This window comes from Bacillus sp. GW823-FHT06A10 (assembly GCF_058795375.1).
Genome location: NZ_JBXAHT010000006.1, coordinates 21,627 through 44,579, shown reverse-complemented (window position 1 = coordinate 44,579; position 22,953 = coordinate 21,627). Strand labels below are relative to the sequence as shown.

The 22,953-nt window shown below is 34.2% G+C and carries 28 protein-coding genes; 19 read left to right on the top strand and 9 right to left on the bottom strand.

Annotation, left to right across the window (positions count from 1 at the left end):
* Positions 1 to 11: 11 nt before the first annotated feature.
* Entirely contained in the window at positions 12 to 113 is a 102-nt protein-coding gene (locus AC1Q8M_RS26200; RefSeq protein WP_001060018.1) for a DUF3948 family protein, read from the bottom strand.
* A gap of 254 nt (positions 114 to 367) precedes the next feature.
* Positions 368 to 1,234, bottom strand: coding sequence for a LysR family transcriptional regulator (locus tag AC1Q8M_RS26195; protein WP_000423028.1), 867 nt, complete (start codon positions 1,232 to 1,234; stop codon positions 368 to 370).
* Between the two features lie 127 nt (positions 1,235 to 1,361).
* Between AC1Q8M_RS26195 and AC1Q8M_RS26190 the strand changes: the two genes are divergently transcribed.
* Positions 1,362 to 2,330 (top strand): DMT family transporter, encoded by a 969-nt coding sequence (locus AC1Q8M_RS26190; RefSeq protein WP_002004285.1) that lies wholly within the window; start codon positions 1,362 to 1,364, stop codon positions 2,328 to 2,330.
* Between the two features lie 21 nt (positions 2,331 to 2,351).
* The gene (locus AC1Q8M_RS26185; protein WP_000894065.1) at positions 2,352 to 2,492 is read left to right on the top strand and encodes a YrzO family protein; all 141 of its coding nucleotides are present in this window, start codon (positions 2,352 to 2,354) and stop codon (positions 2,490 to 2,492) included.
* Between the two features lie 60 nt (positions 2,493 to 2,552).
* On the opposite strand, the gene AC1Q8M_RS26180 is transcribed toward AC1Q8M_RS26185, so the two are convergent.
* Entirely contained in the window at positions 2,553 to 2,648 is a 96-nt protein-coding gene (locus AC1Q8M_RS26180; protein WP_001060007.1) for a DUF3948 family protein, read from the bottom strand.
* 337 nt (positions 2,649 to 2,985) lie between these two features.
* Here AC1Q8M_RS26180 and AC1Q8M_RS26175 point away from each other — a divergent pair, with 337 nt between their 5' ends.
* On the top strand, positions 2,986 to 3,591 hold the full coding sequence (locus AC1Q8M_RS26175; RefSeq protein ID WP_000277778.1) for a lysophospholipid acyltransferase family protein: 606 nt from the start codon (positions 2,986 to 2,988) through the stop codon (positions 3,589 to 3,591).
* A 72-nt stretch (positions 3,592 to 3,663) separates the two neighbouring features.
* Here the strand turns inward: AC1Q8M_RS26175 and AC1Q8M_RS26170 are convergent, their stop codons facing one another.
* A complete protein-coding gene (locus tag AC1Q8M_RS26170) occupies positions 3,664 to 3,759 on the bottom strand; it encodes a DUF3948 family protein (RefSeq protein ID WP_001060007.1) in 96 nt (31 codons plus the stop codon).
* Positions 3,760 to 4,064: 305 nt separating this feature from the next.
* Here AC1Q8M_RS26170 and AC1Q8M_RS26165 point away from each other — a divergent pair, with 305 nt between their 5' ends.
* The 5 genes from AC1Q8M_RS26165 (at position 4,065) to AC1Q8M_RS26145 (ending at position 8,485) form a co-directional block, all read left to right on the top strand.
* Positions 4,065 to 5,042 carry a LacI family DNA-binding transcriptional regulator gene (locus tag AC1Q8M_RS26165; RefSeq protein ID WP_001273903.1) on the top strand — a complete coding sequence of 326 codons (978 nt, stop codon included), beginning with the start codon at positions 4,065 to 4,067 and terminating at the stop codon, positions 5,040 to 5,042.
* Positions 5,043 to 5,204: 162 nt separating this feature from the next.
* On the top strand, positions 5,205 to 5,534 hold the full coding sequence (locus AC1Q8M_RS26160) for a PH domain-containing protein (protein WP_001004245.1): 330 nt from the start codon (positions 5,205 to 5,207) through the stop codon (positions 5,532 to 5,534).
* 118 nt (positions 5,535 to 5,652) lie between these two features.
* Entirely contained in the window at positions 5,653 to 6,489 is an 837-nt protein-coding gene (locus AC1Q8M_RS26155; protein WP_000248045.1) for a YitT family protein, read from the top strand.
* A 138-nt stretch (positions 6,490 to 6,627) separates the two neighbouring features.
* Positions 6,628 to 6,984, top strand: a complete 357-nt coding sequence (locus AC1Q8M_RS26150; protein ID WP_000727877.1) for a YxeA family protein — start codon at positions 6,628 to 6,630, stop codon at positions 6,982 to 6,984.
* A 736-nt stretch (positions 6,985 to 7,720) separates the two neighbouring features.
* On the top strand, positions 7,721 to 8,485 hold the full coding sequence (locus AC1Q8M_RS26145) for a TatD family hydrolase (protein WP_086388041.1): 765 nt from the start codon (positions 7,721 to 7,723) through the stop codon (positions 8,483 to 8,485).
* Positions 8,486 to 8,601: 116 nt separating this feature from the next.
* On the opposite strand, the gene AC1Q8M_RS26140 is transcribed toward AC1Q8M_RS26145, so the two are convergent.
* Entirely contained in the window at positions 8,602 to 10,251 is a 1,650-nt protein-coding gene (locus AC1Q8M_RS26140) for a DUF2334 domain-containing protein (protein WP_065229645.1), read from the bottom strand.
* Positions 10,252 to 10,491: 240 nt separating this feature from the next.
* Between AC1Q8M_RS26140 and AC1Q8M_RS26135 the strand changes: the two genes are divergently transcribed.
* Positions 10,492 to 11,025: a transglycosylase SLT domain-containing protein gene (locus AC1Q8M_RS26135; RefSeq protein WP_000713249.1), complete on the top strand. Its 534-nt coding sequence runs from the start codon at positions 10,492 to 10,494 to the stop codon at positions 11,023 to 11,025.
* Between the two features lie 36 nt (positions 11,026 to 11,061).
* Here AC1Q8M_RS26135 and AC1Q8M_RS26130 read toward each other — a convergent pair whose 3' ends face one another.
* Together AC1Q8M_RS26130 and AC1Q8M_RS26125 are read right to left on the bottom strand one after the other, a co-directional pair.
* Entirely contained in the window at positions 11,062 to 11,823 is a 762-nt protein-coding gene (locus tag AC1Q8M_RS26130; protein WP_065229646.1) for a DUF4931 domain-containing protein, read from the bottom strand.
* A 136-nt stretch (positions 11,824 to 11,959) separates the two neighbouring features.
* Complete coding sequence (locus tag AC1Q8M_RS26125) at positions 11,960 to 12,088, bottom strand: spore coat protein B (RefSeq protein ID WP_098855452.1); 129 nt, start codon at positions 12,086 to 12,088, stop codon at positions 11,960 to 11,962.
* A 434-nt stretch (positions 12,089 to 12,522) separates the two neighbouring features.
* Here AC1Q8M_RS26125 and AC1Q8M_RS26120 point away from each other — a divergent pair, with 434 nt between their 5' ends.
* Together AC1Q8M_RS26120 and abc-f are read left to right on the top strand one after the other, a co-directional pair.
* Complete coding sequence (locus AC1Q8M_RS26120) at positions 12,523 to 12,657, top strand: RAxF-45 family protein (RefSeq protein WP_000830643.1); 135 nt, start codon at positions 12,523 to 12,525, stop codon at positions 12,655 to 12,657.
* 74 nt (positions 12,658 to 12,731) lie between these two features.
* Positions 12,732 to 14,663, top strand: coding sequence for a ribosomal protection-like ABC-F family protein (abc-f, locus tag AC1Q8M_RS26115; RefSeq protein ID WP_492334210.1), 1,932 nt, complete (start codon positions 12,732 to 12,734; stop codon positions 14,661 to 14,663).
* A gap of 341 nt (positions 14,664 to 15,004) precedes the next feature.
* On the opposite strand, the gene AC1Q8M_RS26110 is transcribed toward abc-f, so the two are convergent.
* Complete coding sequence (locus AC1Q8M_RS26110; protein ID WP_000369254.1) at positions 15,005 to 15,202, bottom strand: hypothetical protein; 198 nt, start codon at positions 15,200 to 15,202, stop codon at positions 15,005 to 15,007.
* A gap of 367 nt (positions 15,203 to 15,569) precedes the next feature.
* On the opposite strand from AC1Q8M_RS26110, the gene AC1Q8M_RS26105 reads away from it, so the two are divergent.
* The 5 genes from AC1Q8M_RS26105 (at position 15,570) to AC1Q8M_RS26085 (ending at position 21,250) form a co-directional block, all read left to right on the top strand.
* Positions 15,570 to 17,297 carry an ABC transporter substrate-binding protein gene (locus AC1Q8M_RS26105; protein ID WP_000730676.1) on the top strand — a complete coding sequence of 576 codons (1,728 nt, stop codon included), beginning with the start codon at positions 15,570 to 15,572 and terminating at the stop codon, positions 17,295 to 17,297.
* Between the two features lie 108 nt (positions 17,298 to 17,405).
* Positions 17,406 to 18,362, top strand: a complete 957-nt coding sequence (locus AC1Q8M_RS26100) for an ABC transporter permease (RefSeq protein ID WP_000860687.1) — start codon at positions 17,406 to 17,408, stop codon at positions 18,360 to 18,362.
* A gap of 11 nt (positions 18,363 to 18,373) precedes the next feature.
* A complete protein-coding gene (gene opp4C / locus AC1Q8M_RS26095) occupies positions 18,374 to 19,297 on the top strand; it encodes an oligopeptide ABC transporter permease (protein ID WP_000447957.1) in 924 nt (307 codons plus the stop codon).
* 10 nt (positions 19,298 to 19,307) lie between these two features.
* Positions 19,308 to 20,288 carry an ABC transporter ATP-binding protein gene (locus tag AC1Q8M_RS26090; RefSeq protein ID WP_098211854.1) on the top strand — a complete coding sequence of 327 codons (981 nt, stop codon included), beginning with the start codon at positions 19,308 to 19,310 and terminating at the stop codon, positions 20,286 to 20,288.
* On the top strand, positions 20,285 to 21,250 hold the full coding sequence (locus AC1Q8M_RS26085; RefSeq protein ID WP_063546235.1) for an ABC transporter ATP-binding protein: 966 nt from the start codon (positions 20,285 to 20,287) through the stop codon (positions 21,248 to 21,250). The genes AC1Q8M_RS26090 and AC1Q8M_RS26085 overlap by 4 nt, the downstream gene beginning before the upstream one ends.
* 35 nt (positions 21,251 to 21,285) lie before the next feature.
* Here AC1Q8M_RS26085 and AC1Q8M_RS26080 read toward each other — a convergent pair whose 3' ends face one another.
* Positions 21,286 to 22,158, bottom strand: coding sequence for a Cof-type HAD-IIB family hydrolase (locus AC1Q8M_RS26080; protein ID WP_000766424.1), 873 nt, complete (start codon positions 22,156 to 22,158; stop codon positions 21,286 to 21,288).
* A gap of 441 nt (positions 22,159 to 22,599) precedes the next feature.
* On the opposite strand from AC1Q8M_RS26080, the gene AC1Q8M_RS26075 reads away from it, so the two are divergent.
* The 3 genes from AC1Q8M_RS26075 to AC1Q8M_RS26065 form a co-directional block, all read left to right on the top strand.
* Complete coding sequence (locus tag AC1Q8M_RS26075; protein ID WP_000664237.1) at positions 22,600 to 22,707, top strand: DUF3948 family protein; 108 nt, start codon at positions 22,600 to 22,602, stop codon at positions 22,705 to 22,707.
* 34 nt (positions 22,708 to 22,741) lie between these two features.
* Positions 22,742 to 22,858: a DUF3948 family protein gene (locus AC1Q8M_RS26070; RefSeq protein WP_000654250.1), complete on the top strand. Its 117-nt coding sequence runs from the start codon at positions 22,742 to 22,744 to the stop codon at positions 22,856 to 22,858.
* A 34-nt stretch (positions 22,859 to 22,892) separates the two neighbouring features.
* Positions 22,893 to 22,953 (top strand): DUF3948 family protein (locus AC1Q8M_RS26065; RefSeq protein ID WP_139849936.1); only part of this gene is annotated, 61 nt, incomplete at its 3' end.

The following is a 22,953-nucleotide window of genomic DNA, read 5'->3' as shown; positions in this document are numbered from 1 at the left end:
GATACAAAGTGTTAAACAAGACCTTGAGCAAGTGTGTAAATGAAAGCCGTAAGAAGAGTAGCTCCACTTGCAAGTCCGATGAAGTCTGATTTGTTGAAAGTAATGTTGTTCATTATAATCTCTCCTTATTTGTTTAATGTAGTTGCAACAGCTTTTGCATCGACAAGTGCGGATAGCACCATGCCCATTGTATTTAATAATTTATTTGATTTCATATTGTTCATCATGCGTATCCGCTCCTTTTCGAATTGTTGTTGCCCTGCTTATGTCTTAATTATAGGAAATATGTTCACTTGCAACTATCGAATTAGCTTACGAAAGACTTACACTTTTGTAAGAAAAAAAGACATTCATGTAAGAATGTCTTTCACAGCATATTAATATGATGATGCTCTTCAATTGTTTTTAAAAAGCTACGCATTGAATTCGTCATATAGCTATCTTTACGGCGTATGAAAACCGTTGAAATACTGCCGTATTTTTCAGGGATTGGATGACAATGTACCTTACCTGCTTTAGAAAGATGATGGACAGCAGACTGTGGTACGAGTGTAATTCCGAGGCCGAGTGCAACACTGTTTAATATTGTCTCTAATATATTGAATTCCATAATTCTTTTTGGTAGCAAACCTTCATCTTTCAGCCATCGTTCTAGTTTGGAGCGGTATCCACATCCTTGGTTAAAAACGAGTAGAGGCGTTGTTGTAAATTCTTCTATATGAAAGGCTTTATTTTGTGTTACAAGCATTAATTTCTCTGTACTAACATCGTATTGTTCGATTAGTGGATGTTTAATAGGACCTGATATAAAGGCGCCATCTAATTGATGATCAAGTACTTCTCTAATTAATTCTTCTGTTAGACCCGCTTGTAATGATAAATCGACATTCGGATAGCTTTTATAGTAAGAAGATAAAATGGTAGGTAATGTACTTACTGTTTCTACTGTACCGATTTTTAATATACCGGAGGGTGTTTCGCTATCTAAAAATATTTGTTTTAGTTCGTCGACATCTTGCAAAATTTTACTAACATAAACGAGCATTTTTCTTCCTTCAGCTGTTAAAGTCATTCCTCGTTTATGGCGGTAGAAGAGTGGGGTTTTTAATTCGTTTTCTAGTTGTTTAATACGTGCAGTTACATTTGATTGTACATAATTTAATTCCTTTGCTGCGCTACTTACACTACCCTGGTCGGCAACGCTTTTAAAGATTTGTAAGTCTCTTAATTCCATTTTGTAATCCCCCTTGATGTTAACTATCATTATAAATGATAGTTAACATCATTTTGAATCATTTTACGTGATATATTTTTTCTTTTACAATTCTCTTTGTGCAAATAGAAAGAAACGGGGGATTGCGGTGAGAAGAGGTCAAATGATAATAGGGGCTTTAGCGTGTTTAATTGCGAGTATGTCATGGGGAGCGATGTTTCCAGTTGCTGATCATGCGCTAGAATACATAGATCCATTTTATTTTTCGCTTATTCGTTATGGAGCAGTGGCGATAATGCTGATTGTATTGTTGTTAATGAAAGAAGGAAAACAGGCATTTCGTTTAGAGGGAAGAGGAAAGTTACTCGTCTTTTTTGGAACGATGGCATTTACAGTATATAATGTCCTCATATTTTTAGGGCAAATGTTAATGGGTAAGTCGGGTGTAATGGTAGCTTCCATTATGGAATCACTTATGCCGATGATTTCTATTTGTATTTTATGGGGATATAAGCATATAAAACCGAAGAAGTATATGATAACGAGTATGGTTATTGCTTTTGTAGGAGCTGTGTTTGTTATTACAAAAGGTGACATGAGTTTCTTTGTAACATTGAAAGATAATATGTTCTCATTAGCATTTATATTTATTGGTGTTGTAGGCTGGGTTATTTATACGATGGGTGGTCAAACGTGTAGTGATTGGTCAACATTACGTTATTCTACGTTGACTTGTGTATTCGGTACGACTGTTACAGGAATTATAACGGTAATTATTACGTCGCTTGGATATGTTTCAGTTCCTAGTATGGGAACGATTTCTATTGTGAAGTATGATTTGTTATTTATGATGACATTGCCAGGTATTGTAGCGCTACTTGCTTGGAACTATGGTGTGAAAATTTTATCATCCATTAATGGGATTTTATTTATTAATTTTGTACCAATTACGACTTTAGTTATTATGATGATGCAAGGGTATCAGATCACAATGTTTGATATTATAGGGACTGTACTTGTTATTGCAGCGCTTATTCGCAATAACGTTTGCCAGAGAAAAGAAGAAAATATAAATAAGAGAGTTTTACAAGAAGAACAATTACGTCAAGCTGTTTAATAGGCAAATGGAGGATTTCATATGTTAGAAAGTTTATTGTTTTTCTTCGCCGTCGGAGTTGCCTGTGAGCTTGCAGCAATTAATCGAAATGGTCGTAAAAAGATAAAACAACAAGCTGAGCTGATACAGCTTTTAAAAGAATTGAAAGAAAGAAAAAATTAAAAAGACGACCGGGCATAGACGGTCGTCTTTTTCTATATAAAGGGGAAAGGGGACACAAAGTTATACAAGCGTAGCAGCGTAAATGAAAGCAGTAAGAAGAAGAGAGCCGCTAGCTAATCCTAAAAAATCTAATTTGTTAAAAGTAATGTTATTCATAATACATTCTCCTTACTTGTTTAATGCAGAAGCAACAGCTTTTGCATCGAAAAGAGCCGATAATACCATGCCCATTGTATTTAAGAAATTGTTCGTTTTCATTTTGTTCATCATATTGATCCACTCCTTTTCGAATAATTGTTGCCCTGTTTCTGACTTAATTGTATGAAATATAGTAAGAAGTAACTATCGAATTAGCTTACAAGAAAATTACACTTTTGTAAGAATTGAAATTTAACAATTCATCCTTAATTTTATTACCAACTCCTAAAACTTAGTGTTATAATTATTGTAAGAATATGATTATACTTCGGATGTTTAGAAAGGAACGAAATAAATGTATAAACCAATTACATTTTTGTTGAAATATATATTTAAAACAGCTGGGAAAGTAGAAGTACAAGGAAGAGAAAAGCTACCAGAAGGTGGACCGTATGTTGTTGCATGTACACATACAAGTTTTATGGATGTATTAATGTTAGCTACAGGGATGTATCCAACTCAAATTCATTACATGGCCAAAAAAGAATTATTTGAAGGGAAATTCAAAAATTGGTTCTTTAAAAATGTAAATGCATTCCCTGTAGATCGTGCGAATCCAGGACCAAGTACACTTAAAATTCCATCACGTTTATTAAAAGAAGGAAAGGTAGTAGGGATTTTTCCGAGTGGAACAAGATCAGCGGAAGATGTTTCATTAAAAGCGGGTGCTGTGACAATTGCGATGCGTTCTAATGTTCCGTTAGTACCAGCAGCTTATGTTGGTCCATCAAGTGTAAAAGAATTAATAAAGGGGAAAAAGGCACAATTGATTTTTGGAGATCCAATTCAAATTGAGGCTGGAGAACAAATAGATCGAAAAACCGCTATGAAAATGATGACAGATCAATTAAATGAGAAGTTTGAGGAGTTAAAAGAAGCTTTGCAATCAAATCAAAAATAAGAAAAGACGACCGGGCATAGACGGTCGTCTTTTCTATTACTATTTATAATAAAGGGGAAAGGGGACACAAAGTTATACAAGCGTAGCGGCGTAAATAAAAGCAGTAAGAAGAAGCGAGCCACTAGCTAGTCCTAAAAAATCTAATTTGTTAAAAGTGATGTTATTCATAATATATTCTCCTTACTTGTTTAATGTAGAAGCAACAGCTTTTGCGTCGATAAGAGCGGAAAATACCATGCCCATTGTATTTAAGAAATTGTTCGTTTTCATTTTGTTCAGCATATTAATCCGCTCCTTTTCGAATAGTTGTTACCCTGTTTCTGACTCAATTGTATGAAATGTTGCGGAAAGTAACTATCGAATTAGCTTACAGAAAAATTACACTTTTGTAAGAGAAACGAATGAAGGTGTAATGATAAGAAGATTTGACATATGTTCATGAGATTCATTAAGTTAAAGGTAGAGGTGAGTGTATGGCTAATATTAAAGATATTGCAAAGATGGCGGGAGTTTCAGTTACGACTGTTTCGAGAGTGTTGAATGATCACCCATATGTAAGTGAAGAAAAAAGGAAAGCGGTTATAGAGATAGTTGAGAAATTGAATTACTCGCAAAACGCAAATGCTGTTCATTTATCAAAAGGAAAAACGAATATTGTTGGTGTGATTTTACCGTATATTAATCATCCGTGTTTTGATGCGATGGTGAGCGGAATGATGGAGACTGCGTTAGCGCATAATTACAGGGTGCTACTTTGCCAAACGAATTATAATAAAAAAGAAGAAATGAAAAGTTTACATATGTTAAAAACAAAACAATTGGATGGTCTTATTATTTGTTCACGTGCAAATGATTGGGAAACGATAGAACCATATGCTTCTTACGGCGCAATAATTGCTTGTGAAGACAATGATATTTCAAACATCTCAAGTGTATATACGAATCATTCAGCGGCCTTTCAATTAGGAATGGATTATTTGATTGAGAAAGGTTATAAAAAAATTGGTTATTGCACGGGAAGGAAATTAGGGCCAAGTAGCCAAAAACGTTTTGATGTTTATAAACAGCAATTGCAATCTATAGACGAAGAGGTTAATGAAGAATGGATTTTTACAGAATGTTTTACACTAGAAGATGGTGTAAAAGTGGCTCATAAGTTAAAAGAGATGCAGGATCTTCCTGAAGCATTAATAGTAGCAGGTGATGAAGTTGCGATTGGGGTTATGACAGAAGTTGAAAAATTAGGGATTCAAGTTCCTGAGGATTTAGCGATTATTGGCTTTGATAATCAACCTATCTCGCAAGTGTTACAATTGACAACTATTGATCAAAATTTAAAGGAGATAGGGAAAACTGCTTTTGAAATGTTGCATAGAAAAGTGAATGACGAGAGTTCTGAACAAGAAAAGCTGGAAATTCCATACGAACTTGTGGAACGCTCTACAGTTTAATCGTAATCCGTTATGTGTATAATCGCATAACGGATTATTTTTTTTGAAATATCTTTGACAGGAAACGCGTTTCATACTTTATAAAGGAGTTAAACCGGTCTGTAATAATCCATGGATTCTTTTCAAGTGTTAATGCAGTGAATAGAATTTGGAGGAATATGCATGAATGAACTTTTATCGAGTATGAAAAAGTATGTAGATGATGATGAAAAGATTCTGGCTTTTGTGGTAGGGATATTTGAGAAGGATAATTTTATATTATCGTATCAACATGGGGTTTTTGTTGCCACTACTAGACGTCTCCTTTTTTACGGGAAATTTCCGTACTATTCTTCAACATTTAAAGAGTATTCATATTTGCATATAGATAGCATAGATTTTCATCCGTATTTTGAATTTACTTGTAGTCATGAAACCATTCGCGCTAAGTATATTCAGAAAGGGAATGTGGAGCGATTTGTCCGTGCAGTTAGAGCAAATATGAATAATTAATCAACCCTCTGTTTAAACATAATATTTCAATTTTTAAGAGGGAAAATGCGGAATAAAAACCACTTCTAAACCTCTAGGAGATAGTGATACAATGTCAAATGGGGGGAGGGTATGAACTATGGTTAATCAACGTATAAAGGAAATAACACTAATTACAATTGGTTCATTATTATTCGCAATTGGTATTAATTACTTTGCAATTCCAAACCGTTTATCGGAAGGTGGAATTATTGGTTTAACGGTTGTTACGTACTACTTATTTGATTGGTCACCAGGAATTGTGAACTTTGCTATAAATGCAATTTTACTAGCTGTTGGTTATAAATTTTTTGATAAGAAAACAATGATTTATACAATTTTAGGGATTGTAGAAACATCTTTGTTCTTATACGTTACAGAACATATTGAGTATCATGTAAATAGTGATACATTATTAGCAGCTTTATTTGCTGGTTTATTTGTGGGTATTGGATTAGGCTGTATGTTCAAAGCCGGAGGTACATCGGGAGGATCAGCAATTTTAGCTCAGTTAGCAAATCAATATTTAGGTTGGAGTGTAGGGAAAGGCGTACTAATTATTGATATTGTTGTAATTGCTGGTTCTGTATTTATAATAGGGCAAGAAAAGGCGATGTATACACTTGTGGCTGTGTTCATTGGAGCGAAGGTGATTGATTTCATTGTAGAAGGAATGGACACAAAAACGGCTGTTACGATTATTTCGAATCAACCAGATTTAATTCGTGAAGCTATTACGAAAAATATGACACGCGGTGTTACTGTATTAGAAGGGCGCGGCGGATATACTGGTAAAAATAAAGAAGTTTTATATGTTGTTATTAATAAACAAGAGCTTGTTAAGTTAAAACAAGTTATTAGCCGGGTAGATGAAGATGCTTTCGTTGTTATACATGATGTACGTGATGTACTTGGCGGTGGCTTTAAAGCAAGCTAAAAGGTGAACGAGTAAATTCGTTCACCTTTTTTAATTCTTACAAAAATGTAAGTGTAATGTAATGAGATTCAATAGTAGATTTTATTCCCCCTTTTTAAAATGGATGTATATATATCCTGCAGAGGAGGAATGTTTATTATGAAGAAAAAATTGATCACTACTATAATAGCGATGATAGTGATAGTAGTAATGTTACTGCCTACGAAACTTGGACCGGTTATCGATAAATATAATCCACTGTATAAGACGAAAGAATACTATACGGTTGTGAATACAATTGGTCAGCATATCGGTGATGAGTGGTATGAATATGAATTTATTGCATTCGATGAACGTGGTAGAGAGCAGAAAATAAAGAAAACGGTTAAGCATATGTTAAAGAGAGATGAAGCATTAAAGGTTTTTGCAAAAGGGCGTTACGGTGAGTCCATTGAAGAGATTGAGGTTGCAAATATTCCTATAAATGCGAAGAGTAAACTTTTAACGGTGAGATAGCGAAATATACCCCCAGCTATTTTTTGTCGAAAATAAAAATACTGGGTAAGGGTATTTTTAAGGTTAACAAAAAAGCCTTAGTCCATATAGACTAAGGCTTTTTTGTTATATAAAGGGGAAGGGGGTACATTGTAGTAGCATGGGTGAAAGCTATAAGAAGAGTAGCTACTAGCAATGTAATTTGGTTATGTGATTGTTCTTCTTATTTGGCTTACTTTCTAACTTTATTGTACGAAATATAAGTAAGGAGAACTATCGAATTACATTACACATAACTTACAAACATGTAAGCCTTCTGTAATGTAATTCGATAGTTAAAAGATAGTAATTTTCATATAGTGTAACTAGAAAGTCTCAATGTATTACTTTCTGTTTGTAATGAAGAATGAAAAACCAACTAATTTTTAATAATCCTCATCTGAATAAAGATGGGGATCTTTTTTAAACCTTACAACATTGTAAGGTTTACGTAAGTTAATTCGATAGTAAATTTGTCATATTTTTTGCATAATAGATACAGATAGAAAAATAATTAGGGATCTAGTAAGAAGGGAGAAAAATGGGATGCGTAAAGAAGAAGTAGTGAAGTTACCAATTAAAGATTTCTGTAGCTACTTTACTGTTGCCGTAGTGTGTATTGGATTATTTGATATCATAACAAACTTAATTGTTAAATAATATAGATGCTAAAACAAGAAAGGAAGTCCTTTCTTGTTTTTTTTATGGGGGCATAAAGATGAAATGGATTGATAGTCATATACATGTTGATCAATATAAGGATGAAGAGAAGAGCAGATTACTGAAAGAGGTGGAAAATAGTAATGAAATAAAGGGGCTTATTGCGGTATCTATGAATTATCAATCTTGTAAGGAAACGTTATCTTTAGCGAAGAAGTATCCCTTTATATATCCAGCGATAGGGTTTCATCCAGAGCAACAGATTCATAAAGAAGAGTGTGAACGGATTTATCAACTTATTGAACAGAACGCAGAGGAAATTGTTGCGATTGGTGAAGTAGGTTTGCCCTATTATTTGAGAAAAGAAGATGAAAGAATTGCTGCAGATCCATACATAGCTGTATTGAAAAAATTTATAGAACTAGCTGGTAAGTATAATTTGCCGATTGTATTACACGCAGTTTATGAAGATGCTGACATTGTATGTGATTTGCTAGAGAAATATAAAGTTTCACGTGCACACTTCCATTGGTTTAAAGGAAGCGATGAAACAATGAAACGGATGATGAGAAATGGTTATTATATTTCGATTACACCGGATGTTTTACATAAGGAGAAGATTAGAAAAATCGTTTCGTATTATCCGCTTGAATATATGATGGTAGAAACAGATGGTCCGTGGGAATTTCAAAAGGATGTTATAACGCACCCAAGAATGATTCGAGAGGTATTAAAGGAAATTAGTTCTATAAAAAACATATCCATTGATAAGGTCGCAAAAACAATATATGAAAATACAAGTCAATTTTATTTGAAAGGATAGGAGAATTATAGTTTTAATCATGTAACGGAAAAAGTAAAAATTGAATGTATTTAGTAAAATGCCACGGTTTGATATAGGACAAAAAACCACCAAGCGTTCTGCTCGGTGGTTTTGTATTAGGATTCTAATTTTTTCGCACGTTTTAATAATAAAAGAAAGACAATGATAACGAACCCTAGTATAAGGAAGAAGCCATATTGCTTTATATAATCAATTATGTCATTCGCACTGGTTGGTTTTTCAACGTGAATGCCGTCTTTATTCGTCGTAATATGAATATCTTTCATTTTTACTTCATTCTTTTCCTTTTGTAAATCAATCCATTCTATATTTGGAATACTTTCTAGATCCTTTAACACTTCTTTTAATGGTTTCACACCTAAGTAAGGATGATAGAATGCTCCAATAATCCCATCGGATAATTTAGCAACAGATAAAGCATTTGCTTTCATTTTAGCAATAGCTTGTGGCTTATCTTCTTCAATAAAACCGACTGTTTCAGGCATTAATTTCATTCCATGTAGAAATGATGGTGTACTTCTATATGCTGGAGAGTGCATGGATTTCCAAGTTGTATCACTTAATTGTAGTTGTCCTACATAAGTTGAAAAGTATCTTGATAATATTTCATACCCTTTTTGAGACATTGTGTAATGAGGTGCTTCAAAGGCGACAGGATATAGTTTAGCATCTACAAGTTCTTGAATCCCCTTTTCGATGTGATCTGTCGTATATTTTTCCTCAAACTCTTCCCCTTTTTTTACATATTGGTTATATGACTCTATATTTGGAAATTCATCTTTTCTCTTCGGTTTTTCATGTTTCGGTTGGCGAATTGGTTGATCCGTCTTTACATCCCAAAATTCAAAACCTTCCCCAGTTTCACTATCATAAAATTGGTGAGTGTAACCATGCATAATAATCGCTGCGCCATCATCTTGCATAGAGCGTAAAAGATCGACTAGTTCGGGTTTATCTTTTAAATGTAGTGTTTTACCTGTATCTGGATCTGTATATACAGGAATAACAGTGATCATGTAAGGAATCTTCTTCTCTTTTAGTAATTCAGCAATTTCTTTCAATTGATTTATATCTGCTGCTGGGTGAACATCCTCAAGACGTAAATAAGCTAATTTTTTATTGGTTTCGGTTTTTTGCTGAAAATAAGAAAATAGGCTTTCGCCAATATAATAGGATATCCAATCAAAGAGGTTAGAAGTTGCTACATAATAAGAATTATTTTGCTGTACAATTAATGGATAAGTATTATTTCCTCTTAAAGCATGTGCGAGAATTGTTCCGTTTGTATCAAGTTGTTTAATTGATCTTTCTTCTTCTAATATATTCTTTAGTTTACGTGTTGGATATTCAATTGTATCAGAGTTTATATCTTCATTTTTAAGTGTGATAAATGAAAAGCGAGTAGATAACTGTTCTATATTTTGACCTAAAACTAGTAATGGCCCTGGGAAGCCTTCTAGAAATTCCTTTGCTTCAGTAGAAAGTTCTTCTTGTTTTTCACCCATGTAAATAACATGTGTATACGAAGATTTATCAGTTATTTCAGCTAACTGTTTTATGTTTTTAATTGTTATATTATTAGTGAAATGCCCTACTTGTGTATTAAGTATTTGGATATCACTTGTAATTTGATCATCGTTTGAACTGTATAAAATAAGGGTTTTTGGTTGTTCAGTTTTTTGTGCGGAAATAGGGACAGGAATTAATAGTAGTAAACTGAATAAGAGTAACAGCCATTTTTTCATATTATTATTCTCCTAGTTTATATTTAGAATTCAATTTACAATTATATACAATGAATGCGTTATAGTCTATGAAAGTTACATTTTTGTACGTATTTACCAGCTGTTTTTTCACAAAATCGGTCTAAAGCATGATGATAATATGTATAGTTATTTGCTATGATAAAAGAGTAGTAGAATGTAGGTAATTGTAAAGGGAAGGCTGAAAGGGGACAAATTTCAGCGGAGAAAGAGGTAGAGGTAGTGAAGAAATTCTTTGTAGGATTTTTAGTTGTTCTTGGAGTATATTTATATTTCCAAGGAAAGTCTGAAGGAATGGATAAGCTAGTGAATGGAACAAGCTATGTTGATTCAGAAGAAGCAAAACAGATGAAACAAATTATTATAGAGGAAGCGAAGAAAGTAAATCTTCCAGAATGGATACCTCTTGCAATTGCTGAACATGAAAGTCGATTAAATCCAAGGAGTGTAGGAGATAATGGAACTTCATTCGGATTGTTTCAACTACACCGCGGCGGCGGGCTTGCACCAGAACATTTAACTGATGATGAGCTAAAAGATCCACGTACAAATGCACAAATTGCAATGCCGCATTTGATGAAAGGATATAAGCGCGGGGTGCAAAAAGGTTTGACTGATTTTGCATTACTGAAATATATAGCGAATACATCTGGATGGCCAGGGAATTTAGGGCCGGAGTGGACGGATAATAACATGAAGTATAACATCGGATTAGAAGATGTGTACTATCGAAATAAAGGTGTAATAAAAGAGTAGGTTTTGATACCTACTCTATTTTTTTTGATAATCGTGTCATTTTGTGAAATACTCCGCTAGTTGTATTTTTACGTCTTCTAGTTTTGTAGAAACTTGAGGTATTTTATATCCTACATACAGCGGTGAAACGACAAACCTAGGAACAACTTTACAAATAATTTTTCCATTTAAGTAATAGAAGAATAAGTTATAACTACTGCATCCTTTATGAAAATCTGTCAGTATGTAACGTACAGTTTGCTGAATGTAATTTGCCATTTCATCTATATATGAAATATTATCAATGATTATATTGAATTCAGTGAAGCCGATAATGGGACGCTCTGAAATATTAAGCTCAATGCGTTCATTTTTTTGAACAATTACTCCTTGGAAATTTTCCTCTTCAATATTTTCAAGATAATCTACATATTTCATTCCGATAATTTGCATGTGTGCATGATGCAAACTTCCACCTGAAAATGGACCGTGATTTTTATATAAAATCACAGATGCGAACTCCTTGTTCTTCTGTAAGTGTAACCAATGTTGAATAGAAAATTGCATTAATTTCCGCATATGTTCTTCTGTATATGTTGCGATATGATCTTCGCAATTATCGGTTTCGATTAACACTGTTTGAAATGTATCTTGTAATGTAGGAAATTTATTTTTCAACCAAATAATAGAACCATCAGTTGCTAAAATATCCGTTAAATGTTCTTTATCGCAAAATGGACATGCAGCGCTTCTATTCCGAATACTTTCTGGTTTTTGTTTACCGATATCGTTTAAAAAATATAGTTGTTGTGTATCCATTTGTATATATGCCCCTTTAAAATATGTGTAAAAATCCCGCTTAATACATTCGGGGAAAGGAGAAGGAAATCCTCTAAAGGAAATATGGAAAAAATAAAAGACAAGATATCCTCATTACGATAGGGTACCTTGTCTTTTATTTTTTCTCTAATAGTGTGTATGGATAATATAGAACATTTTCATTATTTTTCTTTTTTCTATTTTTTATTGTGTATAAAGTAATTGCTGTGCTTGCAATGATAATAATGGCTTTCTTCATATGCATATACCCCTTTTTATTGTTCGTTTAATTCTTGGCTAACTGCTTTTGCATCGACTAAAGCGTGTAAAATCATTTTCACCATGTTCATCATATTTCTTCACTCCTTTTTATAGTTCATTTAGTTCTTTTACAACTGCTTGTCCGTTCACTAATACCTCAAAGATTGCTTTTACGATTTCTTTCATCATGTTTCTTTCATCATGTTTGTTTCCTCCTTTTGTTTGTCTCTCTTGTTTACATCTTTATTGTATAGGGAGGCATCTTTTCGTACTATCGCTTTCCATTACGTGAACATAACAGTTTTGTAAGATTTGATGTCACTTATTGAAATGTTTAGTCTATCTTCATTATTTTCAGAAAAATGACTATTCAAACATGAAATTGGAAAGTATAATAAAGAAGTAAGTATTAAATTCCGTACGAAAGGGGTGAATGAGATGAAACGTTCTTTAGCTGCACGTGCCAAATTTTTAGATTTTATCTATTTTTGTCGTGCGATTTTTCATGATGTAGTTGTTAACGGGATACGTATGCCCTTTTTTAACAATTGCATAGTGACTATTGAACGATAGAAATCTCTTCACCCATTTTTAATAAACGTGTGAAAAGGGAGCTATTTGGCTTCCTTTTTCTATGCCGAAAAACCATGGGGAATGTTTCTTTCTCATGGTTTTTTATATTGAAAGGAGTACGGAAAATGACTATTTGTAGTGTAAATAATGTAACGAAATCTTTTGGTGGAAACATCATATTTGAAAATATATCGCTTGAAATAAAGAATGGTGAACGTGTTGGGTTAGTTGGGCGTAACGGTAGTGGGAAGACAACAATCTTTGGGCTTCTAACGGGAATGGAGAGTTTGGATGCAGGAGCCATCCATATGAAGAAAGGTACACGTATTGGTCATGTCGCACAAATTCCGAAGTTTGATGAGGTCCTGACTGTATATGATGTATTGAGTTCCGCTTTTAAAGTAGAAAAGGAATTAGAAAAAGAAATGCATGCTCTAGAAACAAATATGGCGGAGGAGCAGGAACAATCTTCTTTGCAAAAGCTAATGGAGAGGTACGGAGTCATTCAAGAAAAATTTGCGTTTCTCGGTGGTTATGAAATCGAGGCAAATATAATGAAGGTAGCAAATGGCTTACAAGTGACAGACTTATTTTCAAGAGTATTTACAGAATTAAGTGGAGGAGAACAGACGAAAGTAAGCCTTGCATATATGCTATTGCAGAAACCAGATTTACTTCTATTAGATGAACCAACAAATCATTTAGATTTATTTGCAGTTGAATGGTTAGAGCAATTTTTAAAAGAATACACTGGAACAGTTATCGTTATTTCACATGATCGTTATTTCCTTGATGAAGTTGTAACGAAAATTTTTGATCTGGAAGATGGAGAGATTCACGTGTACCATACGAATTATTCTCAGTTCGTTGAGGAGAAGGAAGAAAGATTACTTCAAGAGTTTCAAGCTTATCAGGAGCAACAAAAGAAAATAAAGAAAATGAAAGAAGCAATTAAGCGTCTACGTGAATGGGCAAATCAAGCGAACCCTCCGAATGAAGGATTGCATAAAAGAGCGAGAAATATGGAACGTGCGTTAGAACGTATAGAGAAATTAAAGAGGCCAATTTTAGAACGAAAACAGATGGGTCTTCAGTTTGAAGGGCAAGAGAGAAGCGGGAAAGATGTTGTTGTAATGAAAGAAGTGAGTAAAGGTTTTGCTGGACGACCTTTATTTGAACAAGCGAATTTACATGTTCGTTTTCAAGAGCGTGCGGCTATCGTTGGTCGTAATGGTACAGGAAAGACTACATTATTAAAACTACTATTAAAAGAAATAAATCCAGACATTGGTGAAATTCGAATTGGTAGTAGTGTCAAAATTGGTTATTTATCACAGCATACGTATGGAAATGTGAAGAGTAATGTATTGGAAGCGTTTAGAGAGTATGTAGCTGTAACAGAAGGAGAAGCAAGACATATATTGGCTAATTTTTTATTTTATGGTCCAGCAGTATTTAAGAAAGTAACGCAACTGAGCGGTGGAGAAAAAATGAGGTTAAGACTTGCGCAACTTATGTATCAAGACATCAATTTTCTAATTCTAGATGAGCCGACAAACCATCTTGATATTGAATCAAGGGAAGTTTTAGAGGAAGCCCTTGAGCAATATAATGGAACAATCCTAGCTGTTTCACATGATCGTTATTTTTTAAATAAGTTATTTGAAAAGACGTACTGGATTGATGAATGTAAATTATTTGAGTTTGCAGGAAACTATGCATGGGCTCGTCAAAAATGGGAAGAAAAGCTTGAGAAGCAAGTAATAAAGCAAAAACGCCAAGGGAGAAAGAGTGTTGAAATGGTTCCAGTAAAAGAGAAAAAAGCTAGGAATCTTGAAGAGATTGAAAATGAGTTAATGCATGTAGAAGAAGATATATATGCAATAGAATGTGAAATGGAACATGTAGCTGATGTTGAAAGACTTGAAAAATTATATGAGGAAAAAACGATGAAAGAGTTGTTACGAGCGAAGTTATATAGTGAGTTAGAGAATATTGTGGAGTAAAGAGTAGAAAGCCACTTCCTTTCAGTTTTGTTGGAGGAAGTGGCTTTTTCATAATGATATTTTGCTTTAAAGATTAAATGAAGCGATGTGTTTCACGTGAAACAGTAACTTAGATAAATCCGTTTTCCTCAATTTGCATAGCTTGTGAAGCGTATGAAATGATAAGGTGAAAAATAAATGTCATTAGTGGCTTTTCAATAGGAGTAATCACAAAAACAAAGGCTAATTATTTCCCGAGAGATAAAGTGAAACTTTAATCAGTGGGGGGGTTACTGCCCGGCAAATAGCGGGATAAATATGTGTAACAGAGACTAGTGATTGAAAACGAAAAGAGAGCAAAGTTACAGCTTTACGCGCTGAACTCTGCTCTCTTTCTGCGTGGCATCTTCTCTTGTTGAAATTATAATAGCGATCCCGAGCATGATAAAAAAAGCTAAAAAGAGGACGAACTTTGGGAAGAACGGGAATAGTAATAGCGCCCCGACTATCATAATTGTTAATAATACGTAGTGCAGGACGTATTGGAATAGGTTGTCCATATTTTCGCCCCCTTTTTGGTAATTGGTTATTAGTATTCTATGTTTCATGCTGAAGAAATAGAAGTAGATTTTTAAGTTTTTAATACGAATTATAGCTGAGTTTTCTTAAAGTATAAGAATAAAGTGATAATTTTGAAAAATTCTCAAAATATTTATTTAGAAAGAATTGACAAAATATACTGAACGATATAAGCTAATAACCATAAAGTCTACCGGAAAGGTCGGAATAAGATTGTTACCCCTCAAAAACATCTATTTTTTTCTGATTAAAACCGACTTTTCCGATTGGCTATAAATGTGCTGTGGGAGGCATACATAAGCTAATAAGTTCAAAGGGTATAACTATTAAACAGTTAGGGTGGGGACAATGAAGAAAAAGACAAAAAAATGGGCTGGTGTATTTTCAGTATTACTTAGTAGTTCGCTTGTGTTATCTGCTTGTGGGGGACAGGAGGATACGGCTTCTACAGAACCAGTAAAAAAGCAGGATTTAAAAGATTCTAAGATTGAATCAATTCCAGCTACAGATAAAAAGAAAAGTCCAGAGAAAGCAAATCAACGAAAAGATACTTTCATTACAGCCATTTCTAAGCCAGGGGGAGTTTTCCTTCCGTATTTCCAAGATAATGGTTGGGATGGAAATGTAACGTCGGTTATTTTTGCTTCATTAGTAACAACAGACAAACAAAGTAAACCTGTTCCGGATCTTGCAGAAAAATGGGATATTTCTGCTGACCAGTTAACATATACATTCCATTTACGTAAAAATTTAAAATTTAGTGATGGGTCGCCTTTAACAGCGGATGATGTAGCATTTACATTAACACTACTTCATGATAAAGCGTATGAAGGTGGATTGGATATTGCTCAGTATGCTGTTAAAGGTGGGAAAGAATATAAAGAAGGAAAAGCAACTTCTATTGAAGGAATCCAAGTTGTTGATCCACAGACAATTAAAATTACAACTGAAAAAGTTAATTCACAGGCGCTAACGAATTTAGGTGGCCCAGTGCTATCAAAAGCTTATTATGGAAAAGATTATAAACAAAATACAAGTTTAGACTATTTAAAAGCATTATATGGGCAACCAATTGCAGCGGGTCCATATAAATTTGAAAAATATGTTCCAGGTCAAGAAGTCCGCTTTGTTGCTAACGAAAATTATTATGCAGGTAAACCAAAAATTAAAAACTTTATTTACAAAATCACATCAGGTGATACTGGATTCCAATTATTCCAAACAGGTGAACTGGACTATAGTGGATTTAGAGCGAACCCTGAAAATATAGACCAATTAAAAGGATTGGAGTTTGCAAATATTAATCTTGAATCATCAAGTGATATTGCTTATATCTATGTAAATAATAAGAAGTCGTATTTGAAAGATAAAAAGGTACGCCAAGCACTTACTTATGGATTAGACCGTAAGAAGTATGTGGATACAGCTTTACAAGGCTATGGCTCTGTCGCTAACGTACCAATTGCTCCAGTTTCATGGGCATATACAGAAGAAGGTATTAATAAATATCCGCACGACGTAGAAAAGGCTAAAAAATTATTGGATGAGGCTGGTTGGAAAGTAGGTTCTGACGGGGTTCGTGAAAAAGATGGTCAAAAATTAAAATTAACATACTACGCATCAAATACAGGTAAAACAAATGATATCTTTATTCCAATTGCAAAAGAAAGTTACAAAGAAATTGGTGTTGAATTAAATCCAGAGTTGATGGACTTTAATACGATGCTTTCAAAAGTAGGAAAAGGTGACTACGATTTAGCGGCAGTTTCAACACCAGGAATTAGTGATCCAAGTGAAGTTGTAAGTGAGTACTTATCAACTAATCCAAAAAGTGATACGGGTTATAATAATCCGAAAGTAGATGATTTGATTGTAAAAGGTATAGGAACGACAGATATTGAAAAACGTAAAGCGATTTATAAAGAGCTGTATAAAGAGTTAAGTGATGATCCACCAGTTATTTTATTAAACTATCGTAAACTACTTTATGCTCATAATGCACGTATAAAAGGAATTGATCCAGAAAAGTACGATAGCATCAGTTCCAACTTACCAGTGTTATCTATTGAACAATAAGGGTTGACCTAAATAATAGAAGACGTTTTTTCACACAGCAATGGAATGGTAGCTGTTTTGAAAAAATGTTCTTCTATTTTTAAGTAAATAGGATTGGGGAGACAAAAGGTGAAAACATATATCATTCGTAGGTTTCTACAAATGATTCCTACATTGTTTGGTACGTCTATTATTATCTTTTTCTTATTTGCACTCTTACCGGGTGATTATATCGATTCAAATCCAAAATTAACACCAGAGAGAGCTCAAGAATTAAGAGAGTTGTACGGTTTAAATAAACCGATTATTGAAAGGTATTTTCATTGGCTAGTGAATGCTTTGCATGGTGATTTTGGATTTTCTTTACAGTACCAAGAACCGGTAACTTCATTACTTAATAAATTCATTTGGAATACATTTATTGTTGCTGCTGCAGCTTTATTTTTCACTTGGATTATTGCTCTTATTATTGGGGTTATTTCTGCAACAAAGCAGCATTCTTGGTTTGATAGATTGGTAACAATCGGTGTCTTTGCAGCAATGTCATTTCCATCATTCTTTATCGGACTATTTTTAATTAAATTATTAGCAGTTGATTTAAAGTTATTACCTATTGGTGGCATGATTGATATTGGGAGTAACTCAACAGGGATAGCATACATATTAGAAGTATTACGTCATATGATTCTACCTGTATTTATTTTAACGCTTCTTGGTGTAGGATCGTTAACACGCTATTTTAGAACGGGCATGTTGGATGTTATTAGGCAAGATTATATTCGTACTGCTCGTGCAAAAGGTTTAAAAGAAAGAACCGTTATTTATAAACATGCATTGAAAAATGCAATTTTGCCAGCAATTACATTACTCGCTTTTGAATTACCGGGTTTATTTTCAGGAGCCATTATTATTGAACAGATTTTTAATTGGCCAGGGATTGGGAGTATTCAATTAGAAGCATTAAACTTTCGTGATTATACGGTATTAATGGCCTTTACAATGTTTCTTTCTTGTTTAACAATTATGGCTAATTTCTTAGCTGATATTGTCTATGCGTTTGTTGATCCAAGAATTCGATTGAAGTAAGGGGGGAAGATATGGAGACTATTACACCTATAATAGAGAAAAAGAAAGAACGGAAAAAGAGAAATGAATCATCACCATGGCGCCAAGCGTATAAAAAAATCAAGAAAAATAAGATGGCACTGTGTGGCTTATACGTTTTAATATTTATGTTTTTATTTAGTTTTATTGGTCCAATCTTTTCACCGTATGCTGATGGGAAAGTACAAGTAACACAAATTAATAAACCACCCAGCCTGTCACATTGGCTTGGGACAGACCAGTTGGGACGGGATATTTTAACTAGACTTATGCAAGCAGGGCGTATTTCATTAACAATCGGTTTAGCGTCGATGCTACTATCCGTTATACTAGGAGCTCTATTAGGAGCAATTGCTGGTTTTTATCGAGGAGTTGTAGATCATTTAATTATGCGTGTTGCAGATGTGTTAATGTCCATTCCAGGATTACCACTACTTATTATAATGGGAGCAATTTTATCAGAATGGAAATTACCATCGGAGTACCGTTTATATGTTGTAATGATTATTTTAAGTTTAGTAGGATGGCCAGGACTTGCCCGTCTTGTGAGGGGACAAATTTTAACATTGCGGGAGCAAGCCTTTATGCAAGCGGCAGATGTATTAGGATTAAAAGATTCTCGGAAAATCATTCATCATCTAATTCCTAACGTCTTTCCGTTACTTATTGTTGTAGCAACTCTAGGTGTGGCTGGATCTATTTTAAGTGAATCCGCACTAAGTTACTTAGGTCTCGGCGTCGTCCCACCTACGCCATCATGGGGGAACATGATTAGCGCAGCTAACTCATTAATTGATTTCCAAAAGCGTCCGTGGTTATGGATTCCGCCTGGTTTTGCAATCTTTATAACAGTTGTATCAATTAATTTACTTGGTGATGCACTTCGTGATGCGTTAGATCCAAAGATGAGACGGTAGGTGAGAAGGTATGAGTAGAGCGGTAGTAGAGCTAAAAGACTTACAAACACACTTTCAAACGGAGGAAGGGACAGTGAAGGCTGTAAACCATGTTAGCTTTGCTGTTCGAGAAGGTGAAACGGTTTGTGTAGTAGGAGAATCAGGTTGCGGGAAGAGTGTAACGGCTTTATCTATTATGGGGCTTATTGCTGAATCTGGCAGTGTAGTAGGTGGAGACATTTTATATGAAGGAAAAAGTCTTTTAGGAATGAAAGAGAAAGAACTTCGTAGTTTACGAGGCAATGATATTGCGATGATTTTCCAAGAACCGATGACATCGCTAAATCCGGTCTTCACTGTAGGTGAGCAAATTGTAGAAACGCTAAGGGAGCATGAATTACTTAGTAAAAATGAAGCGTATAAGAAAGCAATTGAGTTAATTCGTAAAGTTGGCATAGCCCGTGCTAATGAAATTGTTCATTCTTATCCGCATGAACTGAGCGGCGGGATGTTACAACGTATTATGATTGCTGTTGCGCTTAGTTGTAATCCTAAGTTATTAATTGCAGATGAACCAACAACAGCTCTTGATGTTACGATTCAAGCTCAAATATTGGATTTACTAAGACAAGTGAAAAAAGAATTTAAAACGTCAATCTTATTAATTACACATGATTTAGGTGTCGTAGCAGAAATGGCTGATTACGTTGTCGTTATGTATGGCGGGAAAGTTATTGAAGAAGCTCCAGTACTAGAGATATTCCAAAATCCAAAACACCCTTATACGAAAGGATTGTTGAAATCAAAACCAGTAATGGGAAAACGAATAGATAAACTATATTCTATTCCAGGGCAAGTTCCGAATTTAGTTGGTTTAGGTGAGTTTTGCTACTTTAGTGGGCGTTGTGAGCATTGTATGGAAATATGTGAAAAAGAAGCCCCAAATCTAAATGTAAATGATGAAAATCATAAAGTAGCTTGCTGGTTATATGAGGAGCGTGCGGAACAATGAGTGAACCATTATTAGAGGTGAAAAACCTAAAGACATATTTTCCAATTAAAGGTGGCATATTTAGTAGAACGATCGGGCATGTAAAAGCAGTTGATGGAGTAAGTTTTACTATTAATAAAGGTGAAGTGTTTGGTCTCGTTGGCGAATCAGGGAGCGGAAAAACAACGATAGGAAAAACAATTTTACGTCTCGTTCAAAAAACGGAGGGGGAAGTGAAGTTTAAAGGGAAAGATGTTCATTCTTTATCTAAGGATGAATTGAGAAAACATCGCCCTAATATGCAGCTCGTTTTCCAAGATCCATTTAGCTCATTAAATCCGAGAATGAGAATTGGTGAAGCGCTTGGAGAGCCGATGTTGGCCCACGGATTAGCGACGAAAGAAAATGTTCGTGAAAAGGTAATTGAAGTATTGGAGTTATGTGGCTTAGCTCCTTATCATATTGACCGGTATCCCCATGAGTTTTCTGGTGGACAACGTCAGCGTATCGTAATAGCAAGGGCTATGGTATTAAATCCAGAATTCATTGTAGCTGATGAACCTGTGGCGGCACTAGATGTATCTATCCAAGCACAAATTATTAATTTATTTAGTGAGTTACAGGAGAAAAAGGGATTATCTTATTTATTCATTTCACATGATTTGAGTGTAGTAGAACATTTATGTACGAAAATCGGAATTATGTATTTAGGTACAATTGTGGAGACGGCGCCGCGTGATGAGTTATTTACCAATCCGCTACATCCGTATACAAAAGCATTGTTATCAGCTGTTCCAATACCAGATCCAACAGTGAAGCGAGAGCGAATTATACTAGAAGGGGATATTCCAAGTCCAGCAAGTCCACCTTCGGGTTGTCGTTTTCATACACGTTGCCCGTTTGCAACAGATGTTTGTAAAAAAACAATACCAGAATTTCGTAATGTTGGTGATAATCATTTTGTTTCTTGTCATCATGTATAAAAAAAGGACTCTTTCAAATTGAAAGAGTCCTTTTTTTATTTACTAGATGAAGTTTGTTTCAATACAAATTGCTCGATTGCGTGAGCAACACCATGTTCATTGTTTGTTAGTGTTACAACATCACATAGTTTTTTTACATCTTCTTCAGCGTTGCCCATTGCAACAGATAAGCCTGCTACTTCTAGCATTGGTACATCATTAAAATTATCACCAATAGCAACTGTATCTTCAATAGGGATATTAAAATGAGCTGCCATCTGCTGTAGCCCGTTTCCTTTATGTCCATTCTTATCCATAATTTCTAAGTTAGTAGGAGCTGATGCTGTAACCATAATATCAGCGTCTTCTTGTAACACGCTTAATAGCTGTGCGCGATGCGCTGCATTAAATGTTGAAATGAAGAATTTAGATATTTCTAGTTCTTGGTTATTTACAACATCTTCTATTTTTTTGAAATCAGTAATTAGGTTTGATTTCTTTTGCTTTTCTGTAATTCGTTCAAGCTCCTCTAATGTAACATCGAGCGCATGCTTATTTTCTTCAAACGCTTGCATCACTTGATCTTGCCATGTATATGGAGAATAAACTCCTTTATTCGTATATAGCTTATATGGGAAACCTTCAGATTCTAGTAATTTTGCAAGTTTGTACACTTTGTCGTTTTGTATACAACGAGAGTTAATTACTTTTCCATCCACATAAACAATAGCCCCATTGCTTGCTCCGACTGGAAGAGATAATTTATATTCTTCCAATAGCTTTAAAGCATCCTCTTTCGCACGACCAGAACAAATCATTACAATATGACCAGCTTCTTGTGCAGTTTGGATTGCTTGTAGGTTTTCTTTGGAGATTTCAAGATTAGATGATAGTAGTGTACCATCCATATCTAATGCGATTAATTTCAAAATGACCACCTCTTTGTTTTTATTATACATAGTTATATAGAGGAAACATATAAACTTATCTTGGAAAGACGGTATTTTATCTCATATTAAAAGTAAGTAAAGATTAGATAGGTTTAGTGTCACTAAATAAACTGTTTGTAACAAAAATAGAGAGAAGGATGACTACATTTCACTTTATGACTTTAATATTACAAAAATGTTACAAGCGTGAGCTTAGTGAAAAGTGCATTAAATAAGGGTTTTTGGGGAGTGTTATAAAAAAACGTAAAAAAAGTGTAATAAATTTCACGTTATTATATTGCAACGTAACAATAGTTATGTTACATTAATGTTACAAACGTTACGTTATCAAATTTAATGTAACGTTAACATAAAAACTATGAAATAAACATTTCTTAGAAATTACATATAGATAACTTATGAAAAGGGAGGATAAATGATATGAAAGAGCAAGTATTACAAGTAACAAAAGGTGACTTCGTAGGATCAGCAAGTGGGGCGGTAGTATTAACAGCATTAATCGTATTTCTATCAAGCGTATTAGTATAATAGAAACTTTGTAACAAAAGAAAAAGAAGGGAGAATGAAAGATATGAAAGAGCAAGTATTACAAGTAACAAAAGGTGACTTCGTAGGATCAGCAAGTGGAGCGGTAGTATTAACAGCATTAATCGTATTTCTATCAAGCGTATTAGTATAATAGAAACTTTGTAATAAAAGAAAAAGAAGGGAGAATGAAAGATATGAAAGAGCAAGTATTACAAGTAACAAAAGGTGACTTCGTAGGATCAGCAA